This is a genomic window from Enterobacter cloacae complex sp. HYC033_NIDB, assembly GCF_056673335.1.
On record NZ_CP115123.1, the window covers coordinates 4,576,626 to 4,595,972 of the forward strand.

At 56.6% G+C, this 19,347-nt stretch carries 13 protein-coding genes; 2 read left to right on the forward strand and 11 right to left on the reverse strand.

Features of this window, described 5'->3' with window-relative positions:
- Positions 1-46: 46 nt before the first annotated feature.
- Entirely contained in the window at positions 47-754 is a 708-nt protein-coding gene (locus tag O1721_RS21895; RefSeq protein WP_032649326.1) for an N-acetylmannosamine-6-phosphate 2-epimerase, read from the reverse strand.
- Complete coding sequence (locus tag O1721_RS21900) at positions 754-2,313, reverse strand: maltose/glucose-specific PTS transporter subunit IIC (RefSeq protein WP_017382825.1); 1,560 nt, start codon at positions 2,311-2,313, stop codon at positions 754-756. The genes O1721_RS21895 and O1721_RS21900 overlap by 1 nt, the downstream gene beginning before the upstream one ends.
- Before the next feature lie 166 nt (positions 2,314-2,479).
- Between O1721_RS21900 and O1721_RS21905 the strand changes: the two genes are divergently transcribed.
- Positions 2,480-3,304, forward strand: coding sequence for a MurR/RpiR family transcriptional regulator (locus tag O1721_RS21905; RefSeq protein ID WP_015571725.1), 825 nt, complete (start codon positions 2,480-2,482; stop codon positions 3,302-3,304).
- Positions 3,305-3,356: 52 nt separating this feature from the next.
- Here the strand turns inward: O1721_RS21905 and eno are convergent, their stop codons facing one another.
- The 5 genes from eno to rlmD all read right to left on the reverse strand — a co-directional run bounded on the left by eno (position 3,357) and on the right by rlmD (position 11,039).
- Positions 3,357-4,655, reverse strand: a complete 1,299-nt coding sequence (gene eno, locus O1721_RS21910; RefSeq protein WP_006811784.1) for a phosphopyruvate hydratase — start codon at positions 4,653-4,655, stop codon at positions 3,357-3,359.
- 82 nt (positions 4,656-4,737) lie between these two features.
- Entirely contained in the window at positions 4,738-6,375 is a 1,638-nt protein-coding gene (gene pyrG, locus O1721_RS21915; protein WP_003862718.1) for a glutamine hydrolyzing CTP synthase, read from the reverse strand.
- 223 nt (positions 6,376-6,598) lie between these two features.
- On the reverse strand, positions 6,599-7,390 hold the full coding sequence (gene mazG, locus O1721_RS21920; protein ID WP_017382826.1) for a nucleoside triphosphate pyrophosphohydrolase: 792 nt from the start codon (positions 7,388-7,390) through the stop codon (positions 6,599-6,601).
- A gap of 67 nt (positions 7,391-7,457) precedes the next feature.
- Positions 7,458-9,689 (reverse strand): GTP diphosphokinase, encoded by a 2,232-nt coding sequence (gene relA / locus O1721_RS21925; protein WP_003862722.1) that lies wholly within the window; start codon positions 9,687-9,689, stop codon positions 7,458-7,460.
- 51 nt (positions 9,690-9,740) lie between these two features.
- The gene (gene rlmD / locus O1721_RS21930) at positions 9,741-11,039 is read right to left on the reverse strand and encodes a 23S rRNA (uracil(1939)-C(5))-methyltransferase RlmD (protein WP_032649329.1); all 1,299 of its coding nucleotides are present in this window, start codon (positions 11,037-11,039) and stop codon (positions 9,741-9,743) included.
- A 57-nt stretch (positions 11,040-11,096) separates the two neighbouring features.
- On the opposite strand from rlmD, the gene barA reads away from it, so the two are divergent.
- On the forward strand, positions 11,097-13,856 hold the full coding sequence (gene barA / locus O1721_RS21935) for a two-component sensor histidine kinase BarA (protein ID WP_017692749.1): 2,760 nt from the start codon (positions 11,097-11,099) through the stop codon (positions 13,854-13,856).
- Between the two features lie 50 nt (positions 13,857-13,906).
- Here the strand turns inward: barA and O1721_RS21940 are convergent, their stop codons facing one another.
- The 4 genes from O1721_RS21940 to gudP all read right to left on the reverse strand — a co-directional run bounded on the left by O1721_RS21940 (position 13,907) and on the right by gudP (position 19,178).
- Positions 13,907-15,052, reverse strand: coding sequence for a glycerate kinase (locus O1721_RS21940; RefSeq protein WP_032649331.1), 1,146 nt, complete (start codon positions 15,050-15,052; stop codon positions 13,907-13,909).
- A 77-nt stretch (positions 15,053-15,129) separates the two neighbouring features.
- Positions 15,130-16,467 carry a glucarate dehydratase gene (gudD, locus tag O1721_RS21945; RefSeq protein ID WP_032649333.1) on the reverse strand — a complete coding sequence of 446 codons (1,338 nt, stop codon included), beginning with the start codon at positions 16,465-16,467 and terminating at the stop codon, positions 15,130-15,132.
- 15 nt (positions 16,468-16,482) lie between these two features.
- A complete protein-coding gene (locus tag O1721_RS21950; RefSeq protein WP_032668772.1) occupies positions 16,483-17,823 on the reverse strand; it encodes an enolase C-terminal domain-like protein in 1,341 nt (446 codons plus the stop codon).
- Positions 17,823-19,178 carry a galactarate/glucarate/glycerate transporter GudP gene (gene gudP / locus O1721_RS21955; RefSeq protein ID WP_003862734.1) on the reverse strand — a complete coding sequence of 452 codons (1,356 nt, stop codon included), beginning with the start codon at positions 19,176-19,178 and terminating at the stop codon, positions 17,823-17,825. Before gudP ends, O1721_RS21950 begins: the two co-directional genes overlap by 1 nt.
- Positions 19,179-19,347 lie beyond the last annotated feature (169 nt).

Here is a 19,347-nt window from a genome sequence, read left to right on the forward strand (position 1 = left end):
CTGTTAAGGGGATAAACGATAAGTATCGCAGATCCCCGTCAGATGATCATGCTCCATCGGTGCTTTGCGCGCCAATTGCCGCCATAAACCGTTCCGTAATTTGCTGTGGTCGGGTGATCGCCCCGCCGACGACAACCGTGTGCGCCCCCAGCGCCAGACACCTGGCCGCGCGTTCAGGCGTATCCACGTTACCTTCAGCAATCACGGGGATCGTGACGGCAGACAGCACCTCTTTCAAAAACGCGCAGTCATTTTCCGGTAGCGAATGGCCCGCAGTCTCCGCCGTATAACCGTAAAGGGTGGTTCCGACGCAATCAAACCCCAGCGCCTGCGCGGCCACGGCCTCCTGCACGGTGGCAATATCCGCCATCAGCAGCAGCGAAGGGTAACGGGTGCGGATCTGCGCGATCAGCATGTCCAGCGATCCGCCACCGGGCCGTTTCCGGGCGGTCGCATCCAGCGCAACGATCTCCGGGGCGACCGCCATCAACTCATCCACTTCTTTGAGCGTTGCGGTGATGAACACCTCGCTGTCCGGATAGTCTCGTTTGATGATGCCGATTACCGGCAGTGAGACCAGCCCTTTGATAGCCTCGATATCCACCACGCTATTGGCGCGGATCGCAGCGGCACCGCCCTGGGCCGCCGCCAGCGCCATTCGCGACATAATAAACGGGCTGTGCAGCGGTTCGTTTTCCAGCGCCTGGCAGGAGACGACCAGTTTTCCTTTCAGGTTATCCAGTACAGTTTTCATTACGATAAGATCTCTTCTACTTCGTTTTTGATAATGGTGACGTGCGGGCCATAGATGACCTGGACACCGTTGCCGCGGACGATTACGCCGCGGGCGCCGGTCGCTTTCAGTGCAGATTCATTGACTTTGCTACCGTCTTTAACCGTGACGCGAAGGCGCGTGGCGCAGCAGTCAACGTCATCCAGATTGTCTTTTCCTCCCAGCCCGGCGATCACCGCCGCGGCGCGCTCGCTTTGCGGCAGGGTAGCCTCGTCAGCCAACGCCTCCTTTTCACGGCCCGGCGTGGCAAAATCAAAACGTTTGATCAGATAGCGGAAGGTACAGTAGTAAAGGAAGAACCACGGTACGCCCACCAGCGGTACGAACATCCAGTTAGTTTTCGCTTCCCCCTGCAAAATGCCGAACAGCACGAAATCAATAAACCCGCCGGAGAATGTTTGTCCGATGGTGATGTGCAGCATGTGCGCGAGCATGAACGCCAGCCCGTCAAACAGCGCATGAATGACGTACAGCACCGGGGCAATAAACAGGAATGAGAACTCTATGGGCTCGGTAATTCCCGTCAGGAATGAGGTTAACGCCGCAGAGAGCAGCAGCCCGGCAACCCGCTTTTTGTTCTCCGGCCTGGCCGTGTGGTACATCGCAAGGCAGGCGCCGAGCAGACCAAACATCATGGTAATAAAGCGCCCGGACATGAAGCGCGACGTGCCCTCATAGAAATGCTGCGTGTTCGGGTCGGCGAGCTGGGCGAAGAAGATCCGCTGCGTGCCCTCAACCAGGTGACCGTTAACAATTTCACTGCCGCCAAGCGCGGTGGTCCAGAACGGAAGATAGAAGATGTGGTGCAAACCAAACGGGCCAAGCATGCGCAGGATGAAGCCGTACAGCAACGTCCCCAGATAGCCGGTGGCATCCACCAGCCCGCCGAGGCCAAAGATCAGCTTCTGAAAATGCGGCCAGACCACGGTCATCAGCGCGCCGACGAGTATCGCCGCCAGTGAGCTGATAATGGGAACGAAGCGTGAGCCGCCAAAAAAGCCCAGGAATTGCGGAAGCGCGATTTTATTAAACCGATGATGCAGTGCGCAGGTCACCAGCCCAATAACTACCCCACCAAACACGCCCGTTTCAAGCGTCTGAATACCCAGCGTCATGCCCTGCCCTACGGCGCCCGGGTTCTCATGCGCCAGTTTTCCGGTCAGGATCAGCAGCGCATTGATAGTGGCATTCATCACCAGATAAGCGAGCAACGCCGCCAGCCCTGCCGTGCCTTTATCATTTTTCGCCAGCCCAACGGCGACCCCAACAGCAAACAGTACCGACAGGTTTGCAAACACAATCGAGCCTGCGCTGCTCATGATGGTAAAGATGGCCTGTAGCCAGCCAACGTCTAAAAATGGATACGCAGTAAGCGTATTTGGATTCGATAGCGCCCCGCCGATCCCCAGCAACAGACCTGCTGCGGGCAGTATGGCGATGGGTAACATAAAGGATTTGCCGAAGCGCTGCGCTTTTTCAAACCATCCGCCGGAAGACGCTCCGCTGAACATTTGCATCATTTTTTTATCCCCCTGGTTATTGATGAAAATTTTTACCATATATATTTTTAATTGTGAAAATTACCACCAAAAACCAGGACACCGATCATACTTTTTCGAAATGACTGGCATCTTTCCCCCGCTTTCCGCCACACTAGTTGGCAGAGAAACGCATTAAGGATCTAGCATGTCGGACCATGAAAACCTGCTGCTGAAGCTACGCCAGGAGGCTTCCGGGTACAGCCCAACGCAACAAAAACTGGGGGAGTTTGTCCTCAACGATCCTGCCAGGGTGCTCTACCTGACGATCACCGAGCTGGCGCGTGAAAGCGGCACCAGCGAGGCCAGCGTCACACGCCTTTGCCGCACGCTGGGCTGTAAGGGATATAACGAATTTAAAATGGCGCTTGCGCTGGATATTCAGCAGGGTTTGCCGGAGCGTCAGGCAGGAGATGCAATAGATAACGTGGTGGATGAGTCTGTCCAGGCGCTGCAAGATACCGCAAAACTCCTCGACCGGGCCCAGCTTGAACAGGCGACACTGGCCCTGCATCAGGCGCAGTCAGTGCAAATTTACGGAGTGGCGGCCAGCGCGATTCTGGGGGAGTATTTGCATTACAAGCTGCTGCGACTCGGCAAACCTGCACAGCTGTTTAGCGATATGCATCGCGCCGCCATGAATGCGACGACGCTCTCGAAAGAGACGCTGGTGGTGGCCATCTCAAGTTCCGGCTCTACACGGGATCTGCTTCACGTGGTGAAACTCGCCCGCAAGAGGGGCGTTAAGGTACTGGCACTCAGCAATACGCCTCGCAGCCCGCTGGCCTCCCTGAGCGATTTACAGCTGGTTGCAGCCAAACCCGAGGGACCGCTGAGCGCGGGTGCGCTCAACGCCAAGGTTGGCGTGATGCTACTGGTTGAACTGCTAACCACTTCCCTTATTGCAGTAGACAGCCATTACGGTGACGTTAGCCAGCAAACGGCAAGCGCCACGTTGCCGCTTCTGCTATAGAAAACAAAAAACCCGCCGAAGCGGGTTTTTTCATAAGAACGAAGGTTCAGGCTTATGCCTGGCCTTTGATCTCTTTACGACCGTTGTAAGGTGCTTTTTCGCCCAGCGCTTCTTCGATACGAATCAGCTGGTTGTATTTAGCAACACGGTCAGAACGGCTCATAGAACCGGTTTTGATCTGGCCAGCAGCGGTACCAACAGCCAGGTCAGCGATGGTAGCGTCTTCAGTTTCGCCAGAACGGTGAGAGATAACCGCGGTGTAGCCAGCGTCTTTCGCCATTTTGATCGCAGCCAGCGTTTCGGTCAGAGAACCGATCTGGTTGAATTTGATCAGGATGGAGTTAACGATGCCTTTCTCGATGCCTTCTTTCAGGATCTTGGTGTTGGTTACGAACAGATCGTCACCAACCAGCTGGATTTTGTCGCCCAGTACTTTGGTCTGGTATGCGAAACCATCCCAGTCAGACTCGTCCAGACCGTCTTCGATAGAAACGATTGGGTACTGTTTGGTCAGGTCTTCCAGGAAGTGGGTGAACTCTTCAGAGGTGAACGCTTTGTTGCCTTCGCCGGCCAGAACGTATTTACCGTCTTTGTAGAATTCAGATGCTGCGCAGTCCATCGCCAGGGTGATGTCTTTGCCCAGCTCGTAGCCTGCTGCTTTAACTGCTTCAGCGATAACAGCCAGTGCTTCTGCGTTAGAACCCAGGTTTGGCGCGTAGCCGCCTTCATCACCAACAGCCGTGTTCATGCCTTTAGCTTTCAGAACTTTAGCCAGGTTGTGGAACACTTCAGAACCCATACGTACCGCTTCTTTCAGGGTTTTCGCGCCAACTGGCTGAATCATGAATTCCTGAATATCAACGTTGTTGTCTGCGTGCTCACCACCGTTGATGATGTTCATCATTGGTACAGGCATGGAGTATTTGCCTGGGGTGCCGTTCAGTTCAGCGATGTGCTCGAACAGTGGCATGCCTTTAGCTGCCGCTGCCGCTTTGGCGTTCGCCAGGGAAACGGCCAGGATTGCGTTCGCACCGAAGTTAGATTTGTTTTCAGTACCGTCCAGATCGATCATGATCTTGTCGATGCCAGCTTGATCTTTAGCATCTTTGCCAACGATAGCCTGAGCAATAGGACCGTTAACAGCGCCAACCGCTTTCAGTACGCCTTTGCCCATGAAACGGGATTTGTCGCCATCACGCAGTTCCAGCGCTTCGCGGGAACCTGTAGAAGCACCTGATGGAGCCGCTGCCATACCGACGAAACCACCTTCCAGATGAACTTCAGCTTCAACGGTCGGGTTACCACGGGAGTCGATGATTTCACGACCGATGACTTTAACGATTTTGGACATTAGATTTTCCTCAGTACAAGTTAAACTAAAACTCCAGACAAACAACGCGTACCAAAGGTACGCGTTGCCGTTCTAACTTTTTTTACTTCGCCTGACGCTTCTGGTACTCGCTGGCGGCTTTCACGAAGCCTGCAAACAGCGGATGCCCGTCACGCGGCGTTGAAGTAAATTCCGGGTGGAATTGGCAGGCCACGAACCACGGATGGTTAGGCACTTCGATGATCTCGACTAACTGATCATCCCCGGAACGGCCCGCAACACGCAGACCCGCAGCTTCAATTTGTTTCAACAACATGTTGTTGACTTCATAGCGGTGACGATGGCGCTCGGTGATGACCGGCTCGCCGTACAGCTTGCGTACCACGCTATCGTCGGACAGCTGGCAGGCCTGTGCGCCAAGACGCATGGTGCCACCCAGATCGCTCTTCTCGGTACGGACTTCGACGTTACCGTCTTCGTCGCGCCATTCCGTAATCAGCGCCACAACAGGGTACTTACAGTCTGGCACAAATTCCGTAGAGTTCGCGTTTTCCATTCCCGCTACGTTGCGCGCAAATTCAATCAGCGCAACCTGCATACCCAGGCAGATACCGAGGTATGGAATATTGTTTTCACGCGCATAGCGTGCAGTGGCGATCTTGCCTTCAACACCACGGTAGCCGAAGCCGCCAGGGATGAGGATAGCATCCAGATCTTTAAGAATTTCAACGCCGCGCGTCTCCACATCCTGTGAATCAATCAGCTTGATGTTCACAGAGACGCGATTCTTCAGACCACCGTGTTTCAGCGCTTCGATAACTGACTTATAGGCATCCGGCAGTTCGATGTACTTGCCGACCATACCGATAGTCACTTCGCCGCCCGGATTGGCTTCTTCGTAAATCACCTGCTCCCATTCAGACAGGTTAGCTTCCGGACAGTTCAAGCTGAATCGTTTACAAATATAATCGTCCAGACCCTGTGATTTCAACAGGCCCGGGATTTTATAAATGGAATCGACATCTTTCATTGAAATAACGGCTTTTTCAGGCACGTTACAGAACAATGCAATTTTCGCGCGTTCGTTCGCCGGAATCGCGCGATCGGAACGGCAAACCAGGATGTCAGGCTGAATACCGATGGAGAGCAGCTCTTTAACAGAGTGCTGAGTCGGTTTGGTTTTCACTTCACCTGCTGCCGCCATGTAAGGCACCAGCGTCAGGTGCATGAACAGCGCGTGCTCACGACCAATATCTACCGCCAGCTGACGAATCGCTTCGAGGAACGGCAGGGATTCGATATCCCCTACGGTACCGCCGATTTCAACCAGCACAACGTCATGCCCTTCGCCACCGGCAAGGACACGCTCTTTAATGGCGTTAGTGATGTGTGGGATGACCTGCACGGTCGCGCCCAGGTAGTCACCACGGCGCTCTTTACGCAGAACGTCAGAGTAGATACGGCCAGTCGTAAAGTTGTTACGACGGGTCATTTTGGTACGGATGAAACGCTCGTAGTGGCCAAGATCCAGATCGGTTTCAGCGCCGTCTTCAGTAACGAACACTTCCCCGTGTTGGGTTGGGCTCATGGTGCCAGGATCGACGTTGATGTACGGATCCAGTTTCATCATGGTCACATTGAGGCCACGGGCTTCAAGAATGGCTGCGAGGGAGGCTGCGGCAATGCCTTTACCCAGAGAGGATACGACCCCGCCGGTCACAAAAATATAGTTCGTTGTCATGCTGAACCTGAGAAGTTAGGGTGAAACGATGGAATAACCAGGACGGGAAAGTAGTATACCCGAACACGACGAGCGCCACAAACTTTCATTCTCCGTCTCCACTCCAGGCCATGACAAACATAAGGAGTGAGAAAATAGCCCCTTTTGGGTAAATGTTTTTGACGCAAATCAAGCGCTTGTCATTTAAAAAATCACACAAATTGCGCTTGATCGCAAAATCTCGTTAGAGATCATGTTCCTGGCGTTTTACTTCCTGCCAGACTTCTTCCATCGCGTCGAGGTCAATCCCGCTCATTTCCAGGCCGCGCGAGGCCACAATCCGCTCAACTTCGCGAAAGCGTCGTTCGAATTTAATGTTCGCTTTTTGCAGGGCGGTTTCCGCTTTTACACCGAGGTGGCGCGAAAGGTTGACGGTCGCAAACAGCAGATCGCCCATCTCCTCTTCCAGCTTTGCTTCATCCACAACGGCCTGCTGCGCTTCATGCATCACTTCGTCGATCTCTTCGTGCACTTTTTCCAGCACCGGGCCGAGAGAGTTCCAGTCAAACCCTACCGCCGAGCAGCGCTTTTGAATTTTGTGCGCGCGCATCAGCGCGGGAAGGTTCAGGGGAATGTCGTCCAGCGCCGAGTGCTGGGATTTTTCAGCGCGTTCGGCGCTTTTTATCTGCTCCCAGCGCGCCAGCACTTCCGCACTGTTGCCTGCGGAGGCATCGCCAAAAATATGCGGATGACGACGCTCCAGCTTGTCGCTGATAGCGGCGCAGATATCGTCAAAGTTAAAGCGCCCCTCTTCCTGCGCCATCTGCGCGTAGAACACAACCTGGAACAGCAGGTCGCCCAGCTCACCGCGCAGGTCGTCGAAATCTTCGCGCGAAATCGCGTCCAGCACTTCGTAGGTCTCTTCCAGCGTGTAAGGCGCAATGGTGGCGAAAGTCTGCTCTTTATCCCACGGGCAGCCGTTTTCCGGGTCGCGCAGGCGTTTCATGATGCCAAGCAGGCGGTCGATTTGAGTCATAACAAATTCCATTAAATGCCTGAGCCGGGTGGCGGCGTTGCCTTACCCGGCCTACAGAAGAGGATGTTTAGCCGCCGTGCAGACGACGCGCGTCAATCACATCCGGCACCTGATTCAGTTTGCCGAGTACGCGGCCCAGCACCTGAAGGTTATAGATTTCGATAGTCATATCGATGGTGGCAAGCTGCTCGCGGGTATCGCTGCGGCTGGCAACGCCCAGCACGTTGACCTTCTCGTTGGCGAGAATGGTGGTGATGTCGCGCAGCAGGCCGCTGCGGTCGTTGGCAGTGACGCGCACCACCAGCGAGTAACCCGCCGAGTAGCTCTCCCCCCAGACGGCTTCCACGATACGTTCCGGCGCATGCGATTGCAGCTCTGCAAGCTGATCGCAGTCGGAGCGGTGAATCGAGATCCCGCGCCCCTGGGTGATAAAGCCGACAATATCGTCTCCCGGGATCGGCTGGCAGCAGCGGGCAATATGGTGCATGAGGTTACCCACCCCTTCAACCACCACGCGGCCATTGTCCTTACTGCGCTGCTGCGGAGCGTAGGTTTTCTGCTGGAGTTGTTTCAGCGCCGCCGCATCCTGCTCCGCTGCGCTTGGCTTGTTGAACTGCGCTTGCAGGAAGTTCACCATCTGGTTCAGGCGGATATCGCCGCCACCAATCGCCGCTAACAGTTCGTCGAGCTCGTTGAAGTTGTAGCGCGGCAGCAGGAATTTCTCCGCCTCTTTCAGGCTTATCCCGATATGTTCCAGCTCGTCGTCCAGGATCTGACGACCGGCAAGGATGTTCTTGTCACGATCCTGCTTGCGGAACCAGGCGTGGATTTTAGAGCGCCCACGGCTGGTGGTAACGTAACCGAGGTTCGGATTCAGCCAGTCGCGGCTTGGGTTTGGCTGCTTCTGGGTGATGATTTCAATCTGATCGCCCATCTGGAGCTGGTAGGTAAACGGTACGATACGTCCGCCGATCTTCGCCCCGATGCAACGGTGTCCCACATCGCTGTGGATGTGGTAGGCAAAATCGAGCGGCGTGGAGCCTGCCGGCAAATCAACCACGTCCCCTTTCGGGGTAAAGACGTAGACGCGATCGTCGAAGACCTGACTGCGCACTTCGTCGAGCATTTCGCCGGAGTCGGCCATCTCTTCCTGCCACGCAATCAGCTTACGCAGCCAGGCGATACGGTCCTCGTGACCGGAGCGACCGCCACCGGAGGTACCCTCTTTGTATTTCCAGTGCGCCGCCACGCCCAGCTCGGCGTCTTCGTGCATCTGTTTGGTACGGATCTGAATTTCCACCGTTTTGCCGCCAGGGCCGAGCACCACGGTATGAATAGACTGATAGCCGTTTGGTTTGGGGTTGGCGACGTAGTCATCGAACTCATCCGGCAGATGGCGGAAGTGAGTATGCACTATCCCCAGCGCGGCATAGCAGTCCTGGAGACGCTCCGCCACGATACGTACGGCGCGCACGTCAAACAGCTCGTCAAAGGCGAGATGTTTCTTCTGCATTTTGCGCCAGATGCTGTAGATGTGCTTCGGACGCCCGTAGACCTCGGCGCGCACATTCTCCTCTTTCATCGACTGGCGCAGCCCGCTGACAAATTCCTCGATATAGTGCTCGCGGTCAATGCGGCGTTCGTGCAGCAATTTTGCAATGCGTTTGTATTCCGCCGGATGCAGATAGCGGAAGCAGTAATCTTCCAGCTCCCACTTCAGTTGCCCGATACCGAGACGGTTCGCCAGCGGCGCATAGATATTCGTACACTCTTTAGCGGCCAGGACGCGCTCGTCTTCCGGCGCATCCTTCACTTCACGCAGATGGGCAACCCGTTCGGCCAGCTTGATAACCACGCAGCGGAAATCATCTACCATCGCCAGCAGCATGCGACGGACGTTATCCACCTGCTCGGAAGAGACAGAGTCCGTTTGCGCGGCTTTAAGCTGACGAATGGCTGCCATGTCACGCACGCCGTGGATAAGCGCCACGACGGACTGGCCGACGCTTTCACGCAGGACGTCTTCCGTCACCACGTCGGCGTCCGCCAGGGGGAACAGCAGTGCGGCCTGTAGCGTTTCGATATCCATGTTCAGCATGGAGAGAATTTCAACCATCTCCACGCCGCGCCACAACAGCAGTTCAGCGTCCGGATGCCCCTGCGTTGTGCGTAAACAATAGGCCCAGGTTTCGGTTAAGCGTTCACACGACTGCTGGCTGGAAATCCCCAGACTTGCGATCCATTTTTGAGGGTCAAACTCACCAGCTTTATTTAAATGTGCACTTCTTACCGCAACCATCGTCCTCTCCTTTAGGGACAAGGGCCTGTCGAAGTCGACAAGCCAAACTCATTAGATGTGCTCGAACAACACCATCGATTCCAGATGACCAGTGTGCGGGAACATGTCCAGCATTGCCAGACGTCGAATCTGGTAACCCCCGCTCAATAATGCTTCGCTGTCACGGGCAAGCGTCGCCGGGTTACAGGAAACATAGACCACGCGTTCAGGCGCGAGTTTAATTATATGCTGCATCACGCCCGGCGCACCTGCGCGCGCCGGGTCGAGCAGGATCTTATCAAAGCCCTGCTTAGCCCACGGTTGCTGAGTAACATCATCCTCAAGATTTTGATGAAAGAATGTCACATTTTGCAAGCCGTTCTGTTGGGCGTTTTCCTGGCCTTTCACCACCAGCGCCTCAACGCCTTCCACCCCGACCACGCTTGCTGCTTTGCGGGCCAGCGGCAGGGTAAAGTTCCCCATACCGCAGAACAGATCGAGCACCCGATCGGTGGGCTGTACGTCCAGCCACGCCAGCGCGTTCGCTACCATCTGCTGGTTCACGCCGTCGTTAACCTGGATAAAATCCCGCGGGCTGAACGTTAAGCGTAGCCCGTCTGACGCATACCAGGGCGCTTCTCCGCTGACCTGCTCAAGTATCTCGCTTTGCGGCGCGAGGAAAAGCGCAAGCTCATGAGAATGCGAAAAGCGTTCCAGTTTTTCGCGATCCGCCTTTGACAGCGGCGCGGTGTGGCGCAGCACCATCAGCGGGCCACTGTTGGCCAGCACCAGTTCGACATGGCCCAGCGAACGCACGCCATCCAGCGATGCAAGACAGTGGTGCACGTCCGGGAGCAACGCCCCAAGATGGGGCGCCAAAACAGGGCACTGCGTGACAGAGACGATATCGCTGGAGCCAGCTTTGCGAAAACCCATCTCCAGCCGCTCGGTTTTGGGCTGGTAGCTGAGGCTCAGGCGAGCGCGGCGACGGTAGCCCCAGGGCCGATCGGCAATGATGTCATTCACGTCGTGTCCGACCAGGCGGGCCAGCGCGCTGCTTTTACTTTTTTGCTGTAATTCTGTGCTGGCATGCTGTTGCTGGCAGCCGCCGCAGACGCCAAAATGGGGGCAGCGAGGCGTCACGCGCTCCGGGCTATCATTAAGACGGCGCTTGACCTGACCGCGCGCATACTGACGTTTGTCTTCCGTCAGCGTAATATCTGCGCGTTCTCCTGGCAGCAAACCTGTGATAAACAGTGTCTTACCCTTGTGACGCGCCACCCCCTGTCCAAAAGGATCGAGGTCCGTGGCTTCAACAGTTATGATCTGACGCGTCGTCACGCGTCGTTTTGCAGAGTAGAATTGCGCCATCGCCGAGATTGTTCTCAAATAAACATAATTAGCCTGATTGTCCCATAACGGAACTCCATGACCAACTACAGCCTGCGCGCGCGCATGATGATTTTGATCCTCGCTCCTACCGTTCTCATCGGTTTGCTGCTGAGCATTTTCTTTGTGGTGCATCGCTATAACGATTTGCAGAGACAGCTTGAAGATGCCGGGGCCAGCATTATCGAACCGCTGGCCGTCTCCAGCGAGTACGGCATGAACCTGCAAAACCGTGAATCTATTGGTCAGTTAATCAGCGTGCTGCACCGCCGTCATTCAGAGATCGTGCGCGCCATTTCCGTTTATGATGAGCATAACCGTCTGTTCGTCACCTCGAATTTCCATCTGGATCCCACGTCGCTGAAAATCCCGGAGGGTACCCCCTTCCCGCGTCACCTTACGGTGTTGCGGCGCGGCGATATCATGATCCTGCGCACGCCGATTATCTCCGAAAGCTATTCACCCGACGAATCCGCCCAGTCCGATGCGAAGTCCAGCAATAATATGCTGGGATATGTGGCGCTGGAGCTGGATCTCAAGTCGGTGCGGCTCCAGCAGTACAAAGAAATTTTCATCTCCGGCGTGATGATGCTGTTCTGTATCGGCATCGCGCTGATCTTCGGCTGGCGACTGATGCGCGACGTCACCGGGCCTATCCGCAACATGGTGAATACCGTTGACCGGATCCGCCGGGGTCAGCTCGACAGCCGCGTGGAAGGCTTTATGCTCGGCGAGCTGGATATGCTGAAAAATGGCATCAACTCAATGGCGATGTCGCTGGCGGCTTATCACGAAGAGATGCAGCACAACGTTGACCAGGCCACCTCTGACCTGCGCGAAACGCTGGAGCAGATGGAGATCCAGAACGTGGAGCTGGATCTGGCGAAAAAACGTGCGCAGGAGGCGGCACGAATTAAGTCTGAGTTCCTGGCGAACATGTCGCACGAGCTGCGCACGCCGCTGAACGGGGTGATTGGCTTCACCCGTCTGACGCTCAAAAGCGAGCTGAACCCGACCCAGCGTGACCATCTGCATACCATTGAACGCTCAGCCAACAACCTGCTGACCATTATTAACGACGTACTGGACTTCTCGAAGCTGGAAGCGGGCAAGCTGATTCTGGAGAGTATTCCCTTCCCGCTGCGCAGCACGCTGGATGACGTGGTCACGCTTCTTGCCCACTCATCGCATGATAAGGGTCTGGAACTGACGCTCAATATTAAAAATGATGTGCCGGATAACGTCATTGGCGACCCGCTGCGCCTGCAACAGGTCATTACCAATCTGGTGGGCAACGCGATTAAGTTCACCGAGAGCGGCAACATCGACATTCTGGTCGAAAAAAGGGCGCTCAGTAATAACAAAGTCCAGATTGAAGTGCAGATCCGGGATACCGGCATCGGTATTCCGGAGCGCGATCAGACGCGTCTGTTCCAGGCTTTCCGCCAGGCCGATGCGAGCATTTCCCGTCGTCACGGCGGAACGGGCCTGGGGCTGGTGATCACCCAAAAGCTGGTGAAAGAGATGGGAGGCGATATCTCCTTCCACAGCCAGCCTAACCGGGGCTCAACCTTCTGGTTCCATATCAACCTTGATCTTAACCCGAACGTGCAGACCGACGGCCCGGTCACCGGCTGCCTGAAGGGGATGCGTCTGGCCTATGTGGAACCGAACGCCGCGGCGGCGCAGTGTACGCTTGATGTATTAAGCAGCACGCCGCTGGAGGTCATCTACAGCCCGACCTTCTCCGCGCTGGCGAACGATCATTACGATATCCTGTTGTTGGGGATTCCGGTGACGTTTACCGGAGAACTGACCATGCAGCAGGAACGCCTGGCGAAGGCGGCCTCAATGACGGACTACCTGCTGCTGGCGCTGCCGTGCCACGCCCAAATCAACGCCGAAGAGCTGAAAAACGACGGAGCGGCGGCGTGTCTGCTGAAACCCCTCACCGCCACACGGCTGTTACCTGCGTTGACCGAATATTGCCGTCTGACGCATCAGTCCCTGCCGCTGGAAAACGACGAACATAAGCTGCCGATGACGGTGATGGCCGTGGACGATAACCCGGCGAACCTGAAGCTGATTGGCGTGCTGCTTGAGGATCAGGTTCAGCATGTTGAGCTGTGTACCAGCGGCGCCGAAGCCGTGGAACAAGCCAAACAGATGCAGTTCGACCTGATCCTGATGGATATTCAGATGCCGGGCATGGATGGCATCCGCGCCTGCGAGTTGATTCGCCAGCTTCCGCACCAGCAGCAGACGCCGGTGATTGCCGTGACGGCGCACGCGATGGCGGGGCAAAAGGAGAAACTGCTGGGTGCGGGCATGAACGATTATCTGGCGAAACCGATCGACGAAGAGAAGCTGCACAGCCTGCTGCTGCGCTACAAGCCGGGGCACATTGGCGGGACATACACCATTACAGCTGAATCGCCGGAGATCAGCGTTAACCAGAACGCCACGTTTGACTGGCAACTGGCGCTGCGCCAGGCGGCAGGCAAACCCGATCTGGCCCGCGATATGCTGCAAATGCTGGTGGACTTCCTGCCTGAGATCCGTAACAAGGTTGAAGAACAGCTGGTGGGTGAAAACCCCGAAGGACTGCTGGAAGCCATTCATAAACTGCATGGCAGCTGCGGCTACAGCGGCGTACCGCGGTTGAAAAATCTCTGCCAGTTGCTTGAACAGCAGCTCCGCGCCGGTACGCCAGAATCCGATCTCGAACCGGAGTTCCTGGAGCTGCTGGACGAGATGGACAACGTGACGCGGGAAGCAATGAAGGTGTTGGGGAGCTAAGACAAAAGCCCGGTGGCGCTTCGCTTACCGGGCTTACAGGAGCACGAACGTTAACGCGACATCCCCCGCCCCATCTTTATCACCGCTGCAATATTCCTTGCGGCCATCTGTACATTCTGTTGCGCATTTTCCAGCGCATCCTCCAGCGAGCAGATGGTGTAAATCACGCTGAATACGGCATCCAGTCCGTGCTCATGCACCACGCCAACATCCGCCGTCAGGCTGCCGGCAATGCCGATAACCGGCTTGTTATAGCGTTTCGCAACTCTCGCCACGCCAACGGGCACTTTGCCGTGGATCGTCTGGCTGTCGATACGCCCTTCGCCCGTGATCACCAGATCGGCGTCCGCGACCTGTTCATCAAGATGCAGGGCATCGGTGACAATCTCAATCCCCTGACGGAGCTGTGCGCCGCAAAATGCATACAGCGCCGCCCCCATTCCGCCAGCCGCACCGCCGCCCGCCAGGTTTAAGACGTCAATATCCAGATCCCGGGCGATAATTTTTGCGTAATGCGCCAGCGCGTTGTCCAGCGTCCTGACCATCTCCGGCGTCGCCCCTTTCTGCGGACCAAATACCGCAGAAGCGCCAGCTTCGCCGATCAGGGGGTTGGTCACATCGCAGGCCACTTCAATTCGACAGTCTGCCAGCCGCTTATCCAGCCCGCTAAGATCGATATGCGCAAGGCTTGCCAGTTCGCCGCCGCCCGGCCCTACGGGCTGCGCTTTCGCATCCAGCAGTTTTACGCCCAGCGCCTGCACCATGCCTGCGCCACCGTCATTGGTCGCGCTGCCTCCAATGCCAATAATGATATGCTTAACGCCCGCATCCAGCGCATGACGGATCAGTTCCCCGGTTCCCCAGGAGGTGGTGATTAACGGGTTACGCTTTGCGGGAGCAACAAGCTCCAGACCGCTCGCTGCCGCCATCTCGATAAAGGCGCTTTTCCCGTCTCCGGATAACCCGAAAAACCCTTCCACGCGTTCACCCAAAGGCCCGGTAACGGGAACATGGACAAGACGCCCATGCGTGGCTGCCACCATCGCTTCCACCGTCCCTTCGCCACCATCGGCAACCGGTAATTTGACATAGTCCGCTGACGGGAAAATGTCGCGAAAACCGACCTCTATCGCTGTCGCCACCTCCAGCGCGCTCAAGCTTTCCTTATACGAGTCCGGAGCGATAACAATTTTCATAAGCCATCCTTACGCATGTTAGTTACGTTAAGCATACACCACGTAAGGGACCACTCACGGGAGCGGTCCCAATGCGCTTATCGTACCATGCACGGACGTTTATTGTCGAATGTCCACTCTGGGATCAGGTATTGCATCGCCAGCGCGTCATCACGCGCGCCCAGGCCGTGTTTCTGGTACAGCTCATGCGCTTTCATGACCTGGTCCATATCCAGTTCTACGCCCAGACCCGGCGTAGCAGGAACCTGTACCATACCGCCTTTGATTTCAAACGGCTGTTTGGTCAGGCGCTGGTTGCCCTCCTGCCAGATCCAGTGGGTGTCGATGGCGGTAATGTTGCCCGGCGCGGCAGCCGCCACGTGGGTGAACATCGCCAGCGAGATGTCGAAGTGGTTGTTGGAGTGCGAGCCCCAGGTCAGGCCGAACTCATGGCACATCTGCGCCACGCGAACCGAGCCCTGCATCGTCCAGAAGTGCGGGTCTGCCAGCGGAATGTCCACCGATTGCAGCGAGAGCGTGTGCCCCATCTGACGCCAGTCGGTCGCGATCATGTTGGTGGCGGTTGGCAGCCCGGTGGCGCGACGGAACTCCGCCATCACTTCACGTCCGGAGAACCCCTGCTCTGCACCGCACGGATCTTCCGCATAGGCCAGCACGCCTTTAAGCTGCTTACCGATTTTTATCGCCTCATCAAGCGACCAGGCACCGTTCGGATCCAGCGTGACGCGCGCCTGCGGGAAGCGCTTCGCCAGCGCGGCGATCGCCTCTGCTTCTTCTTCACCCGCCAGTACACCGCCTTTCAGCTTGAAGTCATTAAAGCCATATTTTTCATACGCGGCTTCCGCCAGGCGCACCACCGCGTCCGGGGTCATCGCTTCATCGTGACGCACACGATACCAGTCGCATTTTTCGTCCGGCTGGCTCTGGTACGGCAGCGGGGTGAGTTTGCGGTTGCCGATAAAGAACAGGTAGCCGAGCATTTCCACTTCGCTGCGCTGTTGGCCGTCGCCCAGCAGGGAGGCGACATTGACGCCAAGATGCTGGCCCAGCAGATCCAGCATCGCGGCTTCAATGCCCGTGACCACATGGATAGTGGTGCGCAGATCAAACGTTTGCAGACCACGGCCACCCGCATCACGATCGGCAAAGGTCGTACGCACGCGAGTCAGCACATTTTTGTACTCGCCCAGCGTTTTACCCACCACCAGCGGAATGGCGGCCTCCAGCGTTTTACGGATCTTCTCCCCGCCCGGGATTTCACCGACACCGGTATGCCCTGAGTTGTCCTTGATCACCACAATATTACGGGTGAAGAACGGCGCATGGGCGCCGCTCAGGTTCATCAGCATGCTGTCATGTCCCGCGACAGGAATGATCTGCATGGAGGTGACTACAGGGGTAGAAAATGTGCTCATCGTTCGATCCTTTTATCAGTGACGTCCAAATACAGGGCGCTTACGGTCAAATGTCCAGCCGGGGATAAGGTACTGCATCGGGCCTGCGTCGTTGCGCGCGCCGCCCGGCAGTTTTTTATACGCTTCATGCGCCTTGTGGATCTGATCCCAGTCAAGCTCCACGCCCAGCCCCGGCGCATCCGGTACGGCAATTGTGCCGTTTTTGATTTCAAGTGGATTTTTGGTCAGGCGCGCTTCGCCTTCCTGCCAGATCCAGTGCGTATCGATGGCGGTCGGGTTGCCCGGCGCCGCCGCGCCAACGTGGGTAAACATCGCCAGCGAAATGTCGAAATGGTTATTGGAGTGGCAGCCCCAGGTGAGCCCCCAGTCATCGCACAGCTGCGCCACGCGCACCGCGCCGGAAAGGGTCCAGAAGTGCGGGTCCGCCAGTGGTATGTCCACCGCATTCAGCATCACCGCATGGCCCATTTCACGCCAGTTGGTGGCGATCATGTTGGTCGCAACCGGCAGCCCGGTAGCGCGGCGAAATTCGGCCATCACCTCGCGGCCAGAAAATCCCTGCTCGGCGCCGCACGGATCTTCCGCGTAGGTCAGCACGTCGCCCAGCCCTTTGCACAGCGTGATAGCTTCATCCAGCAGCCAGGCGCCGTTCGGATCGACGGTGATGCGTGCCTCCGGGAAGCGTTTTTTCAACGCGCGCACGCTGTCAATCTCCTGCTCGCCGGGCAGAACGCCGCCTTTCAGCTTGAAGTCTTTGAAGCCGTAGCGATCCTGCGCCGCCTCTGCAAGGCGTACCACCGCCTCGCCAGAGAGCGCCTCCTGATGACGCAGGTGATACCACTCGTGGCTGCCCGGCGAGCGTTCCAGATACGGCAGATCGGTTTTCGTCCGGTCGCCAACGTAGAACAGATAGCCCAGCACCGTTACCGCATTACGCTGTTTGCCTGGCCCCAGCAGTTCGCAGACCGGCACGTTCAGCGCCTTGCCCAGTAAATCGAGGAGGGCCGCCTCCAGCGCCGCCACCGCGTTAACGCGCAGTTCAAACGTCCAGGCGCCTTTGCCGAAGGTATCAAAATCCGCCGACTGGTTACCCTTATACACCCGCTGAACCACCTTGTTCAGGTGGGCGACCTCCTGCCCAACCACCTGCGGGATGGCGTCGACCAGCGTCTGGTAAATCACCTCTCCGCCAGGCGCTTCCCCGACGCCGGTATTCCCTGCGCTGTCGGTCAGCACCACAATGTTGCGGGTGAACCAGGCATTATGCGCGCCACCAATGTTGAGCAGCATGCTGTCCTGCCCCGCCACCGGAATGACCTTCATCTCCGTCACGATCGGGCTTGATTGCGTTGTCATCATCCGCGCTCCCCAACAGGTTTCAGTTCGATTCGTTTGATGTCACCCACCAGCACCAGATAACTGAGTACCGCCACCAGCGCATGGACGCCTACATAAATCAGCGCGCCGTTGAAGGAGCCAGTGGTGCCGACGATGTAACCGATAGCGATTGGAGTGACAATGCCGGAAATGTTGCCAAACATGTTGAACAGACCGCCGCTCAGGCCGCTGATCTCTTTCGGCGCGGTATCTGCCATCACCGCCCAGCCCAGTGCGCCAATGCCTTTACCGAAGAAGGCCATCGCCATAAAGCCGATAATCATCCACTCCGCGCTGACATAGTTACAGAACACCATGGTCATGGAGAGCAGCATGCCGAGCACGATTGGCGTTTTACGCGCAATATTCAGCGAACCGGTACGACGCATCAGCCAGTCGGAGATGACCCCGCCAAGCACCCCGCCCACGAAGCCGCAGATGGCCGGCACGGAGGCGACAAACCCCGCCTTCAGAATCGACATCCCGCGCGCCTGCACCAGGTAAACCGGGAACCAGGTGATAAAGAAGTAGGTTAAGGCGTTAATGCAGTACTGGCCGAGATAGATACCGATCATCATTCGTGAGCCGACGAGCTGTTTGATCTGCCCCCATTTCTGGCTGAACGGAACTTTAGCTTTCTGGGTTTTCTGATCCATGTTGATCAGCGCCCCACCTTCAGCAATGTAGTCCAGCTCTTTCTTGTTCACGCCCGGATGCTGGTTTGGTTCGTGGATCACTTTCAGCCAGATGAAGCTGATGACGATCCCCAGCCCGCCCATGAAGAAGAAGACGTGCGACCAGCCCACTTCGTGCGTCAGCCAGCCCATGATTGGCGCGAAAATAACCGTCGCAAAGTATTGCGCCGAGTTAAAGATGGCTACCGCCGTTCCCCTCTCCTGCGCCGGGAACCAGGCGGCCACAATACGGCTGTTGCCAGGGAACGATGGCGCTTCCGCTAAGCCCACCAGGAAGCGGAGGGTAAAGAGCGCAATGATAATGCCGAAGCCGCTGAAGATATCCACGAAGCCCTGTAACAGGGTAAACATCGACCAGATGAAAATGGACCAGAAATAGACCCGTTTTGAACCAAAGCGGTCCAGCAGCCAGCCGCCAGGGATTTGGCCGATTACGTAGGCCCATGAAAATGCGGAGAAAACATAACCCATACCCACCGGATCAAGTCCGATGTCCTTTGCCATCTCAGAGCCGGCAATGGATAACGTGGCACGGTCGCCGTAGTTGAAAGAGGTGACGATAAACAGCATCACCACTATCCAGTAGCGGGCGTTGGTGCGCTTCTCAGCGCTGCTCGCCGCGTGGCTTAATGTACTCATTGTTGCACTCCTGAAACATAGCTTTCGCCTGGTTCATTCTGTACAGCACCTGTAGGGTAATCAGAATGAGAGATTTGTGTTTGGTTTTGGTACGGCCAGAAGCCGTTTTATAGTGACGGGAAAAGTATATGAAGGAGTGCCTCTTCACCTCACCGTGCAAAAACACAGT